The sequence below is a fragment of the Actinobacillus ureae ATCC 25976 genome (assembly GCF_000188255.1).
GTDB lineage: Bacteria > Pseudomonadota > Gammaproteobacteria > Enterobacterales > Pasteurellaceae > Actinobacillus > Actinobacillus ureae.
In genome coordinates, this window is sequence record NZ_GL831080.1 from 803428 (window position 1) to 821098 (window position 17671).

At 40.3% G+C, this 17671-nt stretch carries 14 protein-coding genes and 1 pseudogene; 3 read left to right on the top strand and 12 right to left on the bottom strand.

Annotated elements, in window-relative coordinates; translation table 11 throughout:
* From trpB to HMPREF0027_RS03980, 3 genes are all read right to left on the bottom strand, one after another.
* Complete coding sequence (gene trpB, locus HMPREF0027_RS03970) at positions 1–1191, bottom strand: tryptophan synthase subunit beta (RefSeq protein WP_005622435.1); 1191 nt, start codon at positions 1189–1191, stop codon at positions 1–3.
* A 128-nt stretch (positions 1192–1319) separates the two neighbouring features.
* Positions 1320–2069: an SDR family oxidoreductase gene (locus HMPREF0027_RS03975; protein WP_044024268.1), complete on the bottom strand. Its 750-nt coding sequence runs from the start codon at positions 2067–2069 to the stop codon at positions 1320–1322.
* A gap of 90 nt (positions 2070–2159) precedes the next feature.
* Positions 2160–2606, bottom strand: a complete 447-nt coding sequence (locus tag HMPREF0027_RS03980; RefSeq protein ID WP_005622439.1) for a YcgN family cysteine cluster protein — start codon at positions 2604–2606, stop codon at positions 2160–2162.
* A 100-nt stretch (positions 2607–2706) separates the two neighbouring features.
* On the opposite strand from HMPREF0027_RS03980, the gene HMPREF0027_RS03985 reads away from it, so the two are divergent.
* Positions 2707–4377, top strand: coding sequence for a formate--tetrahydrofolate ligase (locus tag HMPREF0027_RS03985; RefSeq protein ID WP_005622441.1), 1671 nt, complete (start codon positions 2707–2709; stop codon positions 4375–4377).
* A gap of 104 nt (positions 4378–4481) precedes the next feature.
* Here the strand turns inward: HMPREF0027_RS03985 and HMPREF0027_RS03990 are convergent, their stop codons facing one another.
* From HMPREF0027_RS03990 to mepM, 9 genes and pseudogenes are all read right to left on the bottom strand, one after another.
* On the bottom strand, positions 4482–4802 hold the full coding sequence (locus HMPREF0027_RS03990) for a YbjQ family protein (RefSeq protein ID WP_005622442.1): 321 nt from the start codon (positions 4800–4802) through the stop codon (positions 4482–4484).
* 27 nt (positions 4803–4829) lie between these two features.
* Positions 4830–5426 carry an RdgB/HAM1 family non-canonical purine NTP pyrophosphatase gene (gene rdgB, locus HMPREF0027_RS03995; RefSeq protein ID WP_005622443.1) on the bottom strand — a complete coding sequence of 199 codons (597 nt, stop codon included), beginning with the start codon at positions 5424–5426 and terminating at the stop codon, positions 4830–4832.
* A gap of 40 nt (positions 5427–5466) precedes the next feature.
* Positions 5467–5985, bottom strand: a complete 519-nt coding sequence (locus tag HMPREF0027_RS04000) for a GNAT family N-acetyltransferase (RefSeq protein ID WP_005622444.1) — start codon at positions 5983–5985, stop codon at positions 5467–5469.
* 24 nt (positions 5986–6009) lie between these two features.
* Entirely contained in the window at positions 6010–7725 is a 1716-nt protein-coding gene (gene narQ, locus HMPREF0027_RS04005; RefSeq protein ID WP_005622445.1) for a nitrate/nitrite two-component system sensor histidine kinase NarQ, read from the bottom strand.
* On the bottom strand, positions 7725–8543 hold the full coding sequence (locus HMPREF0027_RS04010) for a pyridoxal phosphatase (protein WP_005622446.1): 819 nt from the start codon (positions 8541–8543) through the stop codon (positions 7725–7727). The genes narQ and HMPREF0027_RS04010 overlap by 1 nt, the downstream gene beginning before the upstream one ends.
* Before the next feature lie 94 nt (positions 8544–8637).
* Positions 8638–9486, bottom strand: a pseudogene (locus HMPREF0027_RS04015) (OmpA family protein).
* Between the two features lie 124 nt (positions 9487–9610).
* Entirely contained in the window at positions 9611–11326 is a 1716-nt protein-coding gene (gene recJ, locus HMPREF0027_RS04020) for a single-stranded-DNA-specific exonuclease RecJ (RefSeq protein WP_005622450.1), read from the bottom strand.
* A 92-nt stretch (positions 11327–11418) separates the two neighbouring features.
* Positions 11419–12105, bottom strand: coding sequence for a bifunctional protein-disulfide isomerase/oxidoreductase DsbC (gene dsbC / locus HMPREF0027_RS04025; RefSeq protein ID WP_044024427.1), 687 nt, complete (start codon positions 12103–12105; stop codon positions 11419–11421).
* An 18-nt stretch (positions 12106–12123) separates the two neighbouring features.
* A complete protein-coding gene (mepM, locus tag HMPREF0027_RS04030) occupies positions 12124–13578 on the bottom strand; it encodes a murein DD-endopeptidase MepM (RefSeq protein WP_044024270.1) in 1455 nt (484 codons plus the stop codon).
* A gap of 205 nt (positions 13579–13783) precedes the next feature.
* On the opposite strand from mepM, the gene znuC reads away from it, so the two are divergent.
* Together znuC and sucA are read left to right on the top strand one after the other, a co-directional pair.
* Positions 13784–14584, top strand: a complete 801-nt coding sequence (gene znuC / locus HMPREF0027_RS04035) for a zinc ABC transporter ATP-binding protein ZnuC (protein WP_005622453.1) — start codon at positions 13784–13786, stop codon at positions 14582–14584.
* Between the two features lie 249 nt (positions 14585–14833).
* Entirely contained in the window at positions 14834–17644 is a 2811-nt protein-coding gene (sucA, locus tag HMPREF0027_RS04040; RefSeq protein WP_005622454.1) for a 2-oxoglutarate dehydrogenase E1 component, read from the top strand.
* Positions 17645–17671: the final 27 nt, after the last annotated feature.

Sequence of the window (17671 nt, forward strand, 5' to 3'; positions counted from 1 at the left end):
TTAGTTTTCCCCATTTAAAATTTTATCTACGGTAAAAATATCTTTATCGCCACGACCGGAAAGATTAACCACCAATAGTTGTTCTTTATCCGGATTTTGTGCGATTAATTTCAGTGCGTAAGCCAATGCGTGTGAGCTTTCGAGTGCCGGAATAATACCTTCGTACTGTGCTAATGATTGGAAAGTGTCTAATGCTTCTTGGTCGGTAATCGACACATAATCCGCACGCCCAATCGAATTAAGATAGGCGTGTTGTGGCCCGACTGAAGGGAAATCTAAACCTGCCGAAACAGAGTAAGATTCTTCGATTTGTCCGTCTTTGGTTTGCATAATCGGCGATTTCATACCGAAATAAATGCCGGTTGTACCGTGTTTTAGCGGAGCGCCGTGTTCGCCGGTTTCAATCCCTTTACCAGCCGGTTCTACACCGATCAGTTGTACGCTTTCTTCCTCAATAAAATCTGCAAACATTCCAATAGCATTAGAGCCACCGCCAACCGCTGCAATCACCGCATCCGGTAAGCGGTTCTCTTTTTCTAAAATTTGACGTTTGGTTTCTTCGCCGATCATTTTCTGAAATTCACGCACCATCGTCGGGAATGGGTGTGGGCCTGCCGCCGTACCGATTAAATAATGCGTCGTTTCATAATTTGCCGCCCAGTCACGCATCGCTTCACAACAAGCATCTTTTAATGAACAAGAGCCTTTTTGCACCGGAATCACTTCCGCCCCCATTAAACGCATACGGAATACATTAGGCGACTGACGTTCAACATCTTTTTCCCCCATATAGATCACGCAAGGTAAATCTAACATTGCACACGCTAATGCGGTTGCCACCCCATGTTGTCCGGCACCAGTTTCAGCGATAATACGGGTTTTGCCCATTCGTTTTGCTAATAACGCTTGGCCTAATACTTGGTTGGTTTTATGAGCACCGCCGTGTAACAGATCTTCTCGCTTAAGATAAAGTTTAGTTTTGCTTCCTTTAGTGAGATTACGGCATAGCGTTAATGCGGTCGGGCGACCGGCGTAGTTTTTGAGTAAATCGATAAATTCCGCTTGGAATAACGGATCATTTTGTGCTTCAACAAAAGCAGATTCGAGTTGTTTTAAGACCGGCACGAGAATTTCCGGCACATACATTCCGCCAAATTCACCGAAATAAGGATTAAGAAGTGTGTCTGACATATCGTGTTCTCTCTATAAGAAATATTATATACTATTAAAATAGTACATAACTCTACGATATGCAAGTAAAAATTTCTTTTATTTAGTATTTAAAAGCGGTCTGTTTTAGACCGCTTTTAGTAAGTGAACTACCCTCTTGCTACCGCAAGCGGTGAGAAAGTCTGCGCAGTCGGCATCACTTCAATACGGTTAATATTGACGTGTTCCGGTTGTTGATTCAGCCATAACACAATATTAGCAATATCTTCCGGTGCGACATAGTTCACGTTTTCATATACTTTTGCCGCTTTGTCGTCATCGCCTTTAAAGCGTACGTTCGAAAATTCCGTACCGCCGCATAAACCAGGTTCTACATTCGTTACACGCACTTTCGTACCGGCTAAATCCGCACGTAAATTGAGGCTGAATTGTTTAACAAAGGCTTTTGTGCCGCCATAAACATTACCACCCGAGTAAGGATAATTACCGGCGATTGAACCTAAATTGATGATATGCCCGCTATTACGTTCTACCATTTCCGGTAAAATCAAACGGGTAACCGTCACCAGCCCTTTAATATTAGTATCGATCATTTGATACCAATCTTTTAAATCGGTTTTATATGCCGGCTCCAATCCTAATGCTAATCCGGCATTATTCACTAATAAATCTACTTGTTGCCAGCCGGCAGGACGGTTATTTAAGGCTTGAGTGGTTGCCTCTTCATCGCGAATATCAAATGCAAGCGGTAAGAAATTATTACCTAATTGCGAATGTAGCTCGGCAAGACGTTCTTTACGTCTGCCGGTACCAATCACTTTATAACCTGATTTAATCAGTAATTTACAAATGGCTAAGCCAAATCCTGCGGTTGCACCAGTGACTAATGCTGTTTTCATTGTGTTTGCCCTCTTATCATTATTAAAATTATCCAAATAACAAGCGGTCATATTTTGCAAAATTTTTACAAAATATGACCGCTTATTAGCTTAAACCTCATCAATCACAAATTCAAACCAATCTATCACATCTTTTTCATGAATACCGTTTGGGATGAGGATATTGGCATTTTTAACCGATAGCGGATCGTTAGAGATCAACGGATGCCAATCAAATAACGGCTTACCTTCATAAAGCAGACGATAGGCACAGGTTTTCGGCAACCAACCAAAATCAGGCAAATTTTTCTTAGTCAATTTGGTGCAATCTTGTTCAATTTTGAAACGATTCGGATAATTGGTACAACGCCCGCTATCCACGTCCAACAAATTACAAGCGACCGAAGTGTAATACAAACGCTCTTGTTTGCCTCGACCTTGAATATATTTGCGGTAGCAACATTTTCCACAACCGTCACACAATGCTTCCCATTCCGCATCATTCATTTCAAGCAGGCTTTTTGTTTGCCAAAAGTTTGGCGTTAATTGATTCGTCATCTTTTTTGTTAAATATCTGTTACATTTCTTTATTTTAAACGGATTTTAGCATATTCTAGCAGGGTTGAAAAAAGCAAACGTTTGCCACTGTGGAGGATGAATGAAAAGCGATGTAGAAATTGCTCAAGCTGCCATTATGCAGCCTATTAATAAAATTGCGGAAAAATTAGGTTTAAATGCCGATCAAATCGAACAATACGGCAAATATAAAGCGAAAATTAATCCGGCGGATGCTTTCAAATTACCAGCGAAAAACGGTAAATTAATTTTAGTGACCGCTATTAACCCGACTCCGGCAGGAGAAGGGAAAACTACCGTCACCATCGGTTTAACCGATGCGTTAAATCAACTTGGTAAAAATGCTGTGGTTGCGGCACGTGAGCCGTCATTAGGTCCGGTATTCGGCGTGAAAGGCGGTGCGGCTGGCGGTGGGTATGCACAAGTATTGCCAATGGAAGATATCAACCTACACTTTACCGGTGACTTCCACGCAATTACCAGCGCTAATAACCTCTTAGCTGCATTATTAGATAACCACATCTACCAAGGCAATGCATTAAATATTGATACCAAACGTGTGTTATGGCGTCGTGTAATTGATATGAACGATCGTCAATTACGTAACGTATTAGGTGGTTTAGGCAATCCGACCGATGGTGTGATTCGTCCGGACGGTTTCGATATTACCGTAGCTTCAGAAGTGATGGCAATTTTCTGTTTAGCGAAAGATCTTGCTGATTTAAAAACGCGTTTAGGTAATATCTTAGTCGCTTACACTAAAGATAAACAGCCGGTTTATGCGAAAGATTTAAATGCGCATGGGGCAATGGCGGCATTATTAAAAGATGCGATTAAACCGAATTTAGTACAAACGATTGAAGGCACCCCTGCCTTTATTCACGGTGGCCCATTTGCCAATATCGCTCACGGTTGTAACTCGGTTACTGCAACGCGTTTAGCATTACATTTAGGTGATTATGCAGTAACAGAAGCCGGTTTCGGTGCGGACTTAGGCGCAGAAAAATTCTGTGATATTAAATGCCGTTTAGCTGATCTTAAACCGGATGTGGCTGTAGTCGTTGCCACGGTAAAAGCGCTGAAATATAACGGCGGTGTTGAAAAAGCGAATTTAGCTGAAGAAAATTCAACCGCTTTACAACAAGGTTTACCGAATCTGCTTAAACATATCAGTAACCTCAAAAATGTATTCGGCTTACCGGTTGTGGTCGCATTAAACCGCTTTGTGTCAGATACTGATGCGGAATTAGCCCTAATTCAGACCGCTTGTGCGAAACAAGGCGTGGAAGTATCGCTCACTGAAGTGTGGGGTAAAGGCGGTGCCGGTGGTGTGGACTTAGCACAAAAAGTGTTAAAAGCGATTGATGAACAACAAAATCGTTTTAATTTCGTCTATGACGTAAATGAAAGCGTGCAAAACAAAATCAAAGCAATCGCACAAAAAATCTATGGTGCGGGTGATGTGAATTTTAGTGCCGAAGCCTTAGCGGAAATTAAAAATCTGGAAAAATTAGGTTTAGATAAATTACCGATTTGTATGGCGAAAACACAATATTCATTAAGCGATAATGCCAAATTACTCGGTTGCCCAAGCGGTTTTACTGTTACCGTACGCAGTATTAGTGTTTCTGCTGGTGCCGGCTTTATCGTTGCGATTTGCGGTAGCATTATGCGTATGCCGGGCTTACCAAAAGTGCCGGCGGCAAATCGTATTGATGTCGATGAAAACGGTTTGATTACCGGTTTATTCTAAACGCAATGAATATAAAAATCCCCGCCAAATGCGGGGATTTTTTATAGGATAATTTACAAAAAGCAGTAAAAACTGACCGCTTGGATGCGTACAATCAGTTAGATTTAACGAATCACCACTGCCGTACCGGTTGCAACCACAATAAACATTCCCTTATCGCCACCCATTGATTGATATTCCATTGAAACACCAACTACTGCATTTGCGCCGACACGTTTCGCTTCTTTTTCCAGTTCAGCTAGCGCCTCTTGTCTAGCACTATTTAACTTGCTCTCGTAAGCGCCTGAGCGCCCACCAATCACATCAGTAATACTCGCAAAAAAATCACGAATAAAATTAGCACCGGAAACCACTTCGCCAAACACTAAACCTTTATATTCAGTGATTTGATGACCTTCAATGGTAGGTGTGGTGGTAATAATCATATTTTCTCCTCGTAAACGTTACTTCGCTTAATTGCTTAACTGTTTCTTTAATACATCCAATGCAATCGCACGGTGTGAAATTTGTTTTTTCTCGCTGGTTTCCAACTCGGCAAAACTACAATTTTTAGGCGGGTAGAAAAACAGCGAATCATAACCAAAACCATTTTGACCACGTTCTTCACGTAAAATTTCACCGAAACATTCACCTAAGGCGATTTTCGGTGTCGGATCAGTTTCGTGTTGCAGAAAAACGATACAACTTACAAATTTCGCTCCACGTTTTTCATCTGCAACATTTTGCAGTTCTGCTAATAATTTTTTGCGATTCGCCTCATCATTGCCGTCTTCACCTGCATAACGGGCGGAATAAAGCCCCGGTGCGCCGCCCAGTGCGTCTACAGCTAAACCTGAGTCATCTGCAATTGCCGGTAATCCAGTCATTTTTGAAGCATAACGTGCTTTTAACAACGCATTTTCGACAAAAGTTAAACCGGTTTCTTCCGGTGATTCGATACCGAATTCACTTTGCGCCACCACATCAAAGCCAAATTGCGCTAATACATCCGCCATTTCTTTGACTTTACCTTTATTGCCTGTGGCTAATACGACTTTAGTTCGTTCCATTTAATAATCCTTTTGCAAAAATTTGATAAAAAATGACCGCTTATTCAATGCCTTTTTGGTAAGACATCATCAATAACGTACGCCATTTGTCCTGCCCTTGTTCATCTTTTCCCATATTGGCAATATTCGGAAATCTGCCCCACTGCTCAAAGCCGTGCTTACGCATCAAGTTTTGACTGACTTGATTCAATTCGAACACATATGCCATTAGGGTATAAATATTATGCTTTAACATTTCCGCTTGCATAAATTCAATGATCTTCGAGCCATAGCCTTTACCTTTAGCGCTACTGTCTAAATAAATACTAATTTCAGAGGTATGCACAAACGCAGGTCGCTCATAAAACGGCGAGAAACTAAACCAGCCGGCAATGCCGTTTTCATCTTCTACCGTCCAAATCGGATATTGTTCACTGGTTAAATGAAAGTCAAACCAAGCACGACGATTAATTGGTGTTGCTAATTCCAAATCTGCTGTAATTTGATGAGTTGGAATCGCTTGGTTATAAATATTTAAAATTGTTTCGAAATCCGCTTCCGTCGATTTTCGAATCTGCATTTTATTGCCTTCCTTTATAAAAAATTATGCGGTAATCATATTTGGTAATACAACCATGACCTCAACACCACCTTCCAAACGGTTCTTGATACTAAACTCGCCTTTTAACTCAGCAGTGCGTTCTTTCATGATCGTCAGCCCATAATGCCCTTCCGGCTCAATATCGCTTGCAATGCCTTTGCCGTTGTCACGAATAATCAAGCAATGCTCACCATCCGCATTAGTTTCAGCAATCACATCGATTGCGCTCGCATTAGCGTGTTTAATCGCATTAATCACCGCTTCACGCACAATTTGTAACGCATGCACTTGTTGCTGCGCACTAAAAATTTGCGATGGGAGTTTACAATTCAGACGAATGTGAGCCGATGTTCGAATACGTAATGAATCTAATACTCGCTCCAATGCATGAGTAAGATTAGCCTCCTCAATAGTCAAACGGAACGTAGAAAGTAACTCTCGTAACTGACTATATGCTTCATTCAGCGCTTTTTCAAAGTCATCTAAGATCGCTTTTTGTTTTTCCCAATCTTGTTTGGTTTCACCATTACGTTTTAATAGACTCACTTGGATTTTAAAAAACGTCAGTGATTGCGCTAATGAGTCATGCAGTTCTCGTGCAATAATTGAGCGCTCTTCCATCAATACTAACTGTTGTTGCTGTTTCTGCACTTGCACAACATACAGGCTACGCCCAATCATTTCCGATACGTTTTGGATTAAACGCTCATCAGGACATAAAAGTGATGGTTTCCAACGTAATAACGCAATTTTCTCGTTTTCAATCGCAATTTCGTTATAACGCCAATCTTGTGCCGGTGCATTATCAATGGTCACATTCCAATAATCCGCTCCATACACTTGAATCTCAATTCCACGTAATTGTTCATTATCAAGCACGGTTTGTAACACTTGAAATAAGACGTTTTGATTAACCGGTTTTGCCGTTAACAGTTGAGAACATTGGAATAATACCAACAGAGAACGATTTACCGACATCAAACGGCGGGTCTTATCCTCAACTTTCTCTTCAAGAGAAGCATATAGTTTAGCTAAATCGCTTGCCATTTGGGTAAATGCAGAAGAAAGAAAACCTAATTCGTTCGGTTCATTTACCGCTAGCTGGATATGATCAAAATCTTCATTTTTAACTTGTTGGCTTGCCGTCACTAGCTGATCAAGCGGTCTAATAATGCGTTTTTGAGTGTACCACACGCCAAAATAAGCTAAAGCAATAATCAATAGCATAGAAACCGCAATCACGCCGATTGCCACCTTTAATTTTAGCTCAACAAATTCTTGTAACAACCATACGAAATTATTAACTTGGTTCGCATACCCCTCAATATTGGATTCATAAGAGCTTCTATCTCGCTTAACGATAAAAGATTCCATTTCTTGCCAGCTTTCTTGCAGCTTGACATAAGCCTCTGTAACTTCTTTCGGTAACAGGCATTTATGCGCTAAAGAATCTTGAATTTCAGGCGAATTCAAACTTTGACGATATTCATTTAAACGAGTCGGGATAGATTGCGGATGATGCTCCATTTCGTAGAGGAAACGATAACTCTGCATCCGCAATGAGCCGGAAACATTAATCAACCCCGCATCAGATTTATTACTCCACATAATGCCTAATGAAATACCACTAATTAAAGATGCAAACGCGATCATGACGAGAAAATAAGATCCAATGCGGCGAGCAATAGAATACTTAGGATAATTAACCAGTTTATTCATTATAAATTAAGTAATTCCGTTAATTCTTTGGCAATACTGTCTTCATTATTTGAGCCGATTGTTTTATCCGCGCGTTGCTGAACTTTAGCCTCAGAACTACCCATTGCGATACCTAAACCAACCAGTTCTAACATAGAAATATCATTGAAATTGTCACCAAATGCAATTACGTTTTGCGGATCAATTCCTTCAATTTTTAGCAATTCTGCCAACATTGCGCCTTTACTATTACCGACACTGGTAATATCCACTCTATCCACCCAAGACCATTCCTGGCTAAATTGATCAAGCGGTAATTTTTCAACAAAACTTTGCATTTTAGCTAAGTCCGGATCACTAATTAACACTTTCCAAACCGTAGTACCTTTATCAATCTCTTGCTGAAATTTCTCAACTTGATGAACATTTGGACGCACAGCTTCCGGACAAGATTGTACCCATTTTTGAAACTTGGTGAAATGCGGATTAAGCTGCTCATAAGTCATTGCATCACGAAAATATACCGCCGTATGAATACCCAACGCTTGCGCTTGATTAATTAAACCGGAAGCTTGCTCTGCTGTTAATGGGTTACCTGACAGCACTTTATCATGTTGAAAATCATATAAATAAGTACCATTGCAGCAAACAACCGGTGTATCCAAACCAATTTCCGCATAGTAAGGACGAACTGCCGTATGATGACGACCTGTTACAAAGAAAATTTTTACGCCTTTCTCTCGTGCCTTTTGAATGGCTTGCTTACTCGATTCTAAAATAACAGCATTTGGTGAAAGTAAAGTCCCATCTAAGTCAAAAGCAACCGCTTGATAACGCATAAAAATTCTCCTATTACAGGGTGGTAAGAAAATATAAGGGCAATCAAAATTGATTGCCCTTATATTTTACTCTATGTTCTAACGAAACAGTAGATTATTTATTACTGTTATATTGTGGCGTTTGGTAAAGTGGCGTTGGACCGTTAGGGCCTGCAACATTACCACCTTCGTTTTGTTTTAACACGCCGCCGTTTGCAGAAATTTCTACACGACGGTTAGGGCGTAAACAATCACGTAATGCTTGACCTGACTCACCATCACACGCTTTAACTTGGCTTGCTTTACCATAACCAACAGCATTAATTTGTACAATCACACCTTGTTGAACTAAACGTGATTTCACCATGTTCGCACGGCGTTGTGATAAATCTAAGTTATATTTTTCTGAACCTAAACGGTCTGTATAACCAGCCACTTTAACTTGTTGTGCGCCAGATGATTTTAATTGTGTAGCAACACTATCAACAACTTCTTTACCTTTCGCAGTTAATGTATCTTTATCGAAATCGAATAAGAAATCACCACTTAAGTTAAATGATGAGTTACCATTACAGCCATTCGGATACTAGAAGAAGCTTTGTGCGTTCATATTTTTGTCAAATAAGATTTTGTATTGACAAATTTTGTGCACACCATTCTCACGATAGTTAAATGCATAATCCCACTCACGAACGCCATATAAGCCTTCTTCGAAGTGTGGGCGACCGATTAGGTTATATAATTGGTCTTTGTTCATACCACGTTCGATTTGACGAACGTTTTCCCAGTTTGGCCATGAACCGAATTGTGAACCATCATGGTTGAATTCCGATTCAGAGAGTTTGGGGAATACTGGATTTTCTGTCGTACCTTCATCAGTCACTTTGCTTAAGTTACCACAAGCAGCTACGGCTAATGCGATACCAGATAATAACAATCCGCGAAAAACAGTTGTATTTTTCATCGTTGGTTGTTCCTTGTTAGATTAAAAACTTCATTCATATGTTCTAAATACCATCCATCGGTATATAGGCGATCAGATTTCACAACACAATATTATTTTATTCTAGGGTTAGAAATAGAATAAACTAAATAATTAATGTATCGACTCTTAATTGTAAATTTTTATTCCCTCTAAACTCATTTATATCAAGTTTGTAAACCAATTTAACTTGTTTAATCGATAAATCAGGAAAATAACGCAAATCGGCATTAAACCAAATTGCATCAAATAATCCACCGTTAGGTTGCTCGACCATTAACTTTAAGTGTTTACCACCTAGTATACGCTGTTGCAATAAACGAAATTCACCTTCAAACGTAGGCTCTGGGAAGTTTTGTCCCCAAGGCCCCGCCTGCTGTAATAATTCCGCTATTTCGATATTTAATTCAGATGGTGCTAATTCCCCATCCGTATAAATGACACCTTGTAATTGTTCCGGTTCAATTATTTCATTAATAATTTCATCAAATACTTTTTGAAAACGTAAAAAATTCTCTTGATGAATTGTTAAACCTGCTGCCATCGCATGCCCACCGAATTTAATAATTAAATCCGGATATAATGAATCTATACGTTCTAATAAATCACGCATATGTAATCCGGCAATTGAACGTGCCGAACCTTTCAAATATTCACTGTTTTCACTCTCTTGTGCAAACACAATGACAGGCCGATGAAATTGCTCTTTAATACGTGAAGCTAAAATCCCGATCACGCCTTGGTGCCAATCCGGTTGATATAACACAATACCGTGCGCTTGTTCTTTTTGCATCAAACTCGGTAAATTTGCGCAAATTGCCAAGGCTTCCGTCTTCATTTCTTGCTCAAACTCTTTACGAGTTTGGTTGAGACTATCCAATTCAAATGCTAATTGACGTGCAATCTCCATATTCTCTGCAATGAGCAGTTCTACGCCTAACGACATATTTTCCAAACGACCCGCTGCATTTAAACGAGGGGCAATTGCAAAACCTAAATCGCTAGCTTGTAGAGAAGATAAATCTCGCTTAGATACTTCCGCTAAAGCGCGAATACCTGCTCGACAATGTCCCGAACGAATGCGATTTAATCCTTGGTGAACTAAGATTCGATTATTGTGATCAAGCGGAACCACATCCGCTACCGTTCCCAATGCAACAAGATCCAATAATTCCGCTAAATTAGGTTCTTTCTCTTTAAAACATCCTAATTCACGCATTTTGCCCCGTAGCGCTAACATTATATAAAACGCGACACCGACACCAGCCAAAGACTTTGAAGGAAATGAGCAATCCGCCAAATTCGGATTCACCATTGCATCCGCATTCGGTAAACTTTCTGCCGGTAAATGATGATCGGTAACTAAAACTTTGATGCCGTGTTCTTTTAGTAAATCGATCCCCTCAAAAGAAGAAATGCCATTATCAACGGTCATCACAACATCCGTTCCTTTTACTAGCACCATTTCCGCCACAGCTAAACTTAAACCATAGCCTTGTGAAAAACGATCCGGAATTAAATAATCCACATTTTCAAAGCCTAATTGACCTAACGCCAGAAGAGCTAATGCGGTACTGGTTGCCCCATCAGCATCAAAGTCTCCGACAATAATAATCCGTGATTGTTGTTTATAGGCTTCGATAAGTAATTCAACTGCAGCATCAATATTCGCTAATTGATTGGGTCTATGTAAAAATTGCAGTGTTCGTTCTAATTCTTGAGGCGATGCAATACCACGGCTTTGATAAAGTCGATTTAATAGTGGATGGTCTGATAATTTTATGGATGTGAGTTTAGATCGTTGTTTGATTAGCTTTTGCACTGGATTTTCTTCTTTTCTTTATAAATAAAACAAGCGGTGTAATTTTGCAAAAATTTTACAAAATCAGACCGCTTGTATTCAAGAGATTAATGCTATTCGCTTAGTATTTTAAGTAATTCTTTCGGCTCAACATAACCTGCGATTAATTGACCGCTGCTATCAACCATATTCGGTGTACCTGTTACTCCAAATTTAATCCCCAATTCGTAATGTTTTTTTACGATATTTGGTGTTTTGACTTCTTTCGGTAAAGTACCATTTTCAGCATCAGTTAACGCTTTCACTTTATCCGTTGATGTCCAAATCGCTTCCATTTGTCTTGCCGTCTGAGTATTCATACCGCCACGAGGGAAAGCAAGGAAACGAATCGTAATACCTAAATCGTTATACTCTTTGATACGTTGGAACATTAAATGGCAGTAGTGGCAAGTAATATCCATAAATACGGTAACTACGTGTTTTTCATTCTTCGCCGGATAAATAATCATCTCTTTTTCTAGAGAATTTAAATCTGCAAGTAATGATTTATTAGTAATATCAACCGCTTTGCCGTTTTTTAGCTCAAAAATCTGACCTTGAATAACAAAACGCCCGTTCTCACTAATTTGCACAACGCCTTCATTCGAAACTGCCGTTCTGAAGCCCGGTAATGCCGAATCACTGATTTTTACATTGGTTGCGCCCATGCCTTCTAACGTACGTTTGAGGCTTGCATCATCAGCCATTACTGATGTACTTAATACGGATAAACCTAATAATACAATCGCATTTTTTTTCATCATAAATTCCCCAAAAAATTAAAGTTTAAGCTTAGCTTCTACCGCTTTTGCTCGTTTTAAGAAAGATTGCCTCTCTTTACTTGCCATACCGGAACTTGAGCCAGGTAATTTTACCGTCATCGGATTAACTGGACGTCCATTGATATGGAATTCATAGTGTAAATGTGGGCCTGTTGATCCTCCGGTATTTCCGGATAACGCTATACGCTCACCTTTTTTCACATTCTGTCCTACTCGCACAAGCGTTTTGCTTAGGTGCATATAAACCGTAGTAATATGCCCGTGGCGGATCTTAATATAACGTCCCGCACCTCTTGCTTGATAGGCGATGTGTTCCACCACGCCATCACCCGGCGCAATAATCGGCGTACCGGTCGGGATACCAAAATCCACGCCGTTATGCGGTCTCACTCGACGTGTAATCGGGTGAACACGTCTAGGATTATAAGAAGATGAAACTCTTGCACTAAACAATAATGGAATACGAGCGAAACCTTTGCTCAATGTTTCACCATGGCTACTATAGTAACGACCATTATCAGCTTGAATCGCATAATAACGTTTCTTACCACTTAAAATAAAGATCCCTTCAACATTACCGACATCCGTTACCGTGCCGTTAATGTACTCACGTTTAACCAAGATCGCAAAACGATCACCTTTTTTGAGTTTATTGGTTGCAATTTGTGATTGTAATCCAACAGCCAGCTGATTAACTTGACGTTCAGATAATCCTACATTTTTAAGACTTGTCGCAAAGCTGCCATCAATCGTGCCTCGCACAACATCTTGGCGCCATTCGCCTTTTTTCTGTATTCTCTGGAAAACCCATTTACCGTTATCTTTACGCTCATAAATGCGTTCTTCTTTCTCAGAGAGCAACCAGTTCATATATTCCAATTCACCGTGGTTATCTAAAATCCAATAAAATTGTTGCCCACCGTCTAAATTCGCTAACTCAGGGAAGCGTTTAATCATTGCTCTTGCTACGCTTACACCTAAACCGGACTGTTCTAAGACATCTTTTAATTTATCGCCTCGACCAACCGTATAACTAAACTGATCTTGAATGCGTAATGCTTCATCGGCAACTTCTAAGATTTCATCTAGTACTTTCTCTGCTTCCGGTGATAATTTTTCTTCCGGCTTTTCAGCTTCTTTAGTAACGGCCGTCCCCTCTTGCCCTTCTACTTCATCGTCTTTCTCATTCAGCAGATCTTCATAAGATGTTGCGTTAGCATCCTCTGCTGCGCCTTCAACCGCATTCGGGTCAGTTTCTGTAGATTCGTTTTCTGCGGAAGCTTGCTTTACCTCATTTTCAGCTGATGTCGCTTCCGCTTGCTCCGGCTCATCCTTATGTTCTTCCGTTTTTTCGCCCAGTACAATATATTGTTCTTGATTTGTTGCACTGCTAATGGAAGGTTGATTTTTTAAAGCAAGTACAATACCGATAAAAATCGATAACAGCGCCATAAAGAAAAATAATCCCTTTAAACGAGATTTCTTCCGGCGGCGATCTCTTGCTAGAATAACGTGTTGCAAAATATGTCCTATACTATCTTTTATTTATTACGAAAAAATTTGACAAATGTTCTGTTAGAAAATTCATTCTTGTCAGCATCACAAAAATCAGCTAACTTGTTCACTTTTATATTATACCCTTAATTTTTTTAAAATAATGCAAATAAAACAACTTACTCCCGTACCACAACCGAAAAAAAAAGGACTACCTCTTGTAGAACTTCAACAAATTGAAGTGAGTTTCGGAGATCAAAAAGCTTTGCAAAATATCAATTTAACGGTATATGCGAATTCTATTACAACGATTGTCGGCCCTAACGGCGGCGGAAAATCGACGTTACTTAAAGTATTACTTAAATTACTTGCTCCGACTAAGGGTAAAGTAATTCATCAAAAAGACCTTAAAATCGGTTACGTGCCGCAAAAACTGCATTTGGATCACTCTATGCCGATCACAGTGCAAAAATTTCTCTCATTAAAACCGCACTGTAGCGCACAAGCGATTCAAGAAGCTCTTGCACTCTTTTCTATTACGCATTTAGCAGAAAATAGTATGCAGAAATTATCCGGCGGTGAATTGCAGCGCGTTTTACTTGCTCGAGCTATTTTAGATCGCCCGCAATTATTAGTTTTAGACGAACCGATGCAAGGGGTGGATATTACAGGGCAAACCGAACTCTATCAACTATTAAATAATACTCGTTCGTGGTTAAATTGCGCAATTTTGATGGTTTCGCACGATTTAAACATCGTAATGGCAAATACTGATGAAGTTTTATGCGTGAATAAGCATATTTGTTGTGCCGGTACACCGGAAATGGTGACCAATGATCCGCATTTTATCCATTTCTTTGGTGACCAATTTGCCAAAAATGTTGCCTTTTATTCTCACCACCATAACCATCATCATAACTTACACGGTGATGTCTGCAGCGGACAATGTCATTGCAGTCATTAGTGTTAAATATAAGCGGTCTTCTTTAGCATTTCTTTTGCAAATTTTTCGCCAAAAAAGACCGCTTATTTGTTACCAATCTGTTAAAAATCTGACTTAGCTTACATTCTTCACTTAAATCTTCAGGCATAATAGCATCATTGATTTATAAATCGCCTAATAGCATGGTGTTTTAATCCATTTTATTTATATTAGCGTATATAATACTCGTCATAACTCAATAAACACACAAATATACAAGGTTAGGTCTGTATGCAACATAAAAATTTTGAAGACTGGTTAGTTTCCTCACCTTTCGGTGGTTCTAACCAAGCTTATGTTGAAGAAATCTACGAACAATATCTTGAAGACCCGACTAGCGTTGATGCTAGCTGGTGTACCATCTTTGATACCCTTCCGAAAATGCAAGTCGTAGAACAACCCCATTCGCAAGTGCGTGACTATTTCCGTAAACTCGCCCGTGAAAATGTCCTAGAATCCGTTACGGTTATCGATCCGGAAGCCAGCGCCAAACAAGTTCGTTTATTACAATGGATTAACGCTCACCGTTTCCGTGGTTATCTTGAAGCAAAACTCGACCCTCTTGGTTATTATCGTTGGAAAACCTCTCAAGTACCTGAATTAGATTACCGCCATCACGGTTTTACCGATGCGGATCTAAATGAAACCGTTACGATTGGTAAATATGTTTATGGCAAAGAAACAATGAAATTCAGTGATCTTGCCGATGCATTAAAACAAACCTATTTGGGTACGATAGGTTTAGAATTTATGCACGTGCAAGATATGGAACAACGTAACTGGCTACAAGCAAAAATTGAAAGCACCTTAAATAAACCGTTGTTCTCTCACGAAGAAAAAGTCAATTTACTTACCGAATTAACCGCTGCTGACGGTCTTGAACGTTATCTCGGCGCAAAATTCCCCGGTGCAAAACGTTTCTCACTCGAAGGTAGCGATGCATTTATTCCAATGATGAAAGAAATCATTCGTCATGCTGGTCGCCAAGGTATGAAAGACGTGGTGATGGGGATGGCGCACCGAGGCCGTTTAAATATGTTGGTAAACGTGTTGGGTAAAAAACCGGCGGAATTATTTGATGAATTTGCAGGCAAACACGCCGATGATAACCGTACTGGTGACGTGAAATATCACCAAGGTTTCTCATCTGATTTTGATGTGGACGGCGAACGTGTGCATTTAACCCTTGCATTTAACCCATCGCATTTAGAAATCGTAAGTCCGGTGGTTATCGGTTCGGTACGTGCGCGTCAAGAACGTATACGTGACACTGAGCATAATAAAGTCTTAGCCGTTACCGTACATGGCGATTCGGCTGTTGCCGGTCAAGGCGTAGTACAAGAAACCTTAAATATGTCTAATGCTCGAGGTTATAAAGTTGGCGGTACGATTCGAATTGTGATCAATAACCAAATCGGTTTTACCACCTCTAACCCGAACGACACTCGTTCAACCGAATTCTGTACTGATATTGCCAAAATGATTCAGGCACCGATTATTCACGTTAATGGTGATGATCCTGAAGCAGTCGCATTTGCTGCCCGTATGGCAGTCGAATATCGTGCCTTATTCAAACGCGATATTTTTATCGATCTGATTTCTTACCGTCGTCATGGTCATAATGAAGCGGACGAGCCTTTAGCTACACAACCAACGATGTATAGCATCATTAAAAAACACCCGACACCGCGTAAAGTCTATGCAGATCGTTTAGTTGCAGAAGGCGTATTAAACCAAGATCAAGCCACTGAAATAATGAATAACTATCGTGATGCGTTGGATAACGGTGATCGCGTTGTACCGGAATGGCGTGAAATGGATATGGCGGCGGTTGATTGGTTGCAATACCTCCATTATGACTGGACAGCACCGTATGAAAGCAAATTTCCATTAGACCGTTTCCAAACTTTAGCAAAACGTGTATGTGAATACCCTGAAAGTTTACGCCCACACTCTCGTGTCGAAAAAATCTATAACGACCGTAAAGAGATGTACGATGGCAAGAAATTATTAGATTGGGGTATGGCAGAAACGATGGCATACGCAACCCTATTAGATGAAGGTACGCACGTGCGTTTATCAGGCGAAGATGCCGGTCGTGGTACATTCTTCCACCGCCATGCGGTTGTACATAACCAAAATGACGGTACAGGTTATGTACCGCTTGCTCATTTACACGCAAATCAAGGGCGTTTTGAAGTGTGGGATTCGGTACTTTCCGAAGAAGCGGTATTAGCCTTTGAATATGGATATGCGACAACCGACCCGAAAACATTAACCATTTGGGAAGCGCAATTCGGTGACTTTGCCAATGGCGCACAAATTGTGATCGACCAATTTATCAGTTCCGGCGAGCAAAAATGGGGCAGAATGTGCGGCTTAGTGATGTTGCTTCCACACGGTTATGAAGGTCAAGGACCAGAACACTCATCAGCCCGTGTAGAACGCTACTTACAGCTTTGCGCACAACAAAATATGCAGGTTTGCGTACCAAGTACACCGGCACAGGTTTACCATATGCTCCGCCGCCAAGCGATTCGCAAAATGCGTCGTCCATTAGTTGCGATTTCACCTAAATCGTTATTACGCCACCCATTAGCGGTTTCTTCCTTAGCAGAATTGGTTGATGGCGAATTCCAAACGGTGATCGGCGAAATTGACAGTAATATCAAGGCGAAAAAAGTGAAACGTGTTGTGATGTGTTCAGGTAAGGTTTATTACGATTTACTCGAACAACGCCGCCAAAACGAACAAACTGATGTAGCGATTGTTCGTATCGAACAACTTTATCCATTCCCATATGAGGATATGAAAAAAGTATTAGAACCTTACGCACATGTAAAAGACTTTGTTTGGTGTCAAGAAGAGCCACTTAATCAAGGCACATGGTATTGCAGTAAACATAATTTTGAAGCATCAATCCCAGAAAAAGCGAAATTAACTTATGCAGGTCGTCCAGCATCCGCATCACCGGCTGTAGGCTATACTTCATTGCATACTCAGCAACAAAAACAATTAGTGGCGGATGCTTTAACGATTTAACAAATAAGCGGTCAATTTCCAGCAAAA

What these genes read in the sequence shown, in the direction of transcription:
- trpB (WP_005622435.1), bottom strand. Translation starts at nt 1,191, where the DNA reads ATGTCAGACACACTTCTTAATCCTTATTTCGGTGAATTTGGCGGAATG.
- HMPREF0027_RS03990 (WP_005622442.1), bottom strand. Translation starts at nt 4,802, where the DNA reads ATGATTATTACCACCACACCTACCATTGAAGGTCATCAAATCACTGAA.
- HMPREF0027_RS03975 (WP_044024268.1), bottom strand. Translation starts at nt 2,069, where the DNA reads ATGAAAACAGCATTAGTCACTGGTGCAACCGCAGGATTTGGCTTAGCC.
- narQ (WP_005622445.1), bottom strand. Translation starts at nt 7,725, where the DNA reads ATGAATAAACTGGTTAATTATCCTAAGTATTCTATTGCTCGCCGCATT.
- HMPREF0027_RS04000 (WP_005622444.1), bottom strand. Translation starts at nt 5,985, where the DNA reads ATGCAGATTCGAAAATCGACGGAAGCGGATTTCGAAACAATTTTAAAT.
- HMPREF0027_RS03980 (WP_005622439.1), bottom strand. Translation starts at nt 2,606, where the DNA reads ATGACGAATCAATTAACGCCAAACTTTTGGCAAACAAAAAGCCTGCTT.
- mepM (WP_044024270.1), bottom strand. Translation starts at nt 13,578, where the DNA reads ATGGCGCTGTTATCGATTTTTATCGGTATTGTACTTGCTTTAAAAAAT.
- sucA (WP_005622454.1), top strand. Translation starts at nt 14,834, where the DNA reads ATGCAACATAAAAATTTTGAAGACTGGTTAGTTTCCTCACCTTTCGGT.
- HMPREF0027_RS03985 (WP_005622441.1), top strand. Translation starts at nt 2,707, where the DNA reads ATGAAAAGCGATGTAGAAATTGCTCAAGCTGCCATTATGCAGCCTATT.
- znuC (WP_005622453.1), top strand. Translation starts at nt 13,784, where the DNA reads ATGCAAATAAAACAACTTACTCCCGTACCACAACCGAAAAAAAAAGGA.
- rdgB (WP_005622443.1), bottom strand. Translation starts at nt 5,426, where the DNA reads ATGGAACGAACTAAAGTCGTATTAGCCACAGGCAATAAAGGTAAAGTC.
- dsbC (WP_044024427.1), bottom strand. Translation starts at nt 12,105, where the DNA reads ATGAAAAAAAATGCGATTGTATTATTAGGTTTATCCGTATTAAGTACA.
- HMPREF0027_RS04010 (WP_005622446.1), bottom strand. Translation starts at nt 8,543, where the DNA reads ATGCGTTATCAAGCGGTTGCTTTTGACTTAGATGGGACTTTACTTTCA.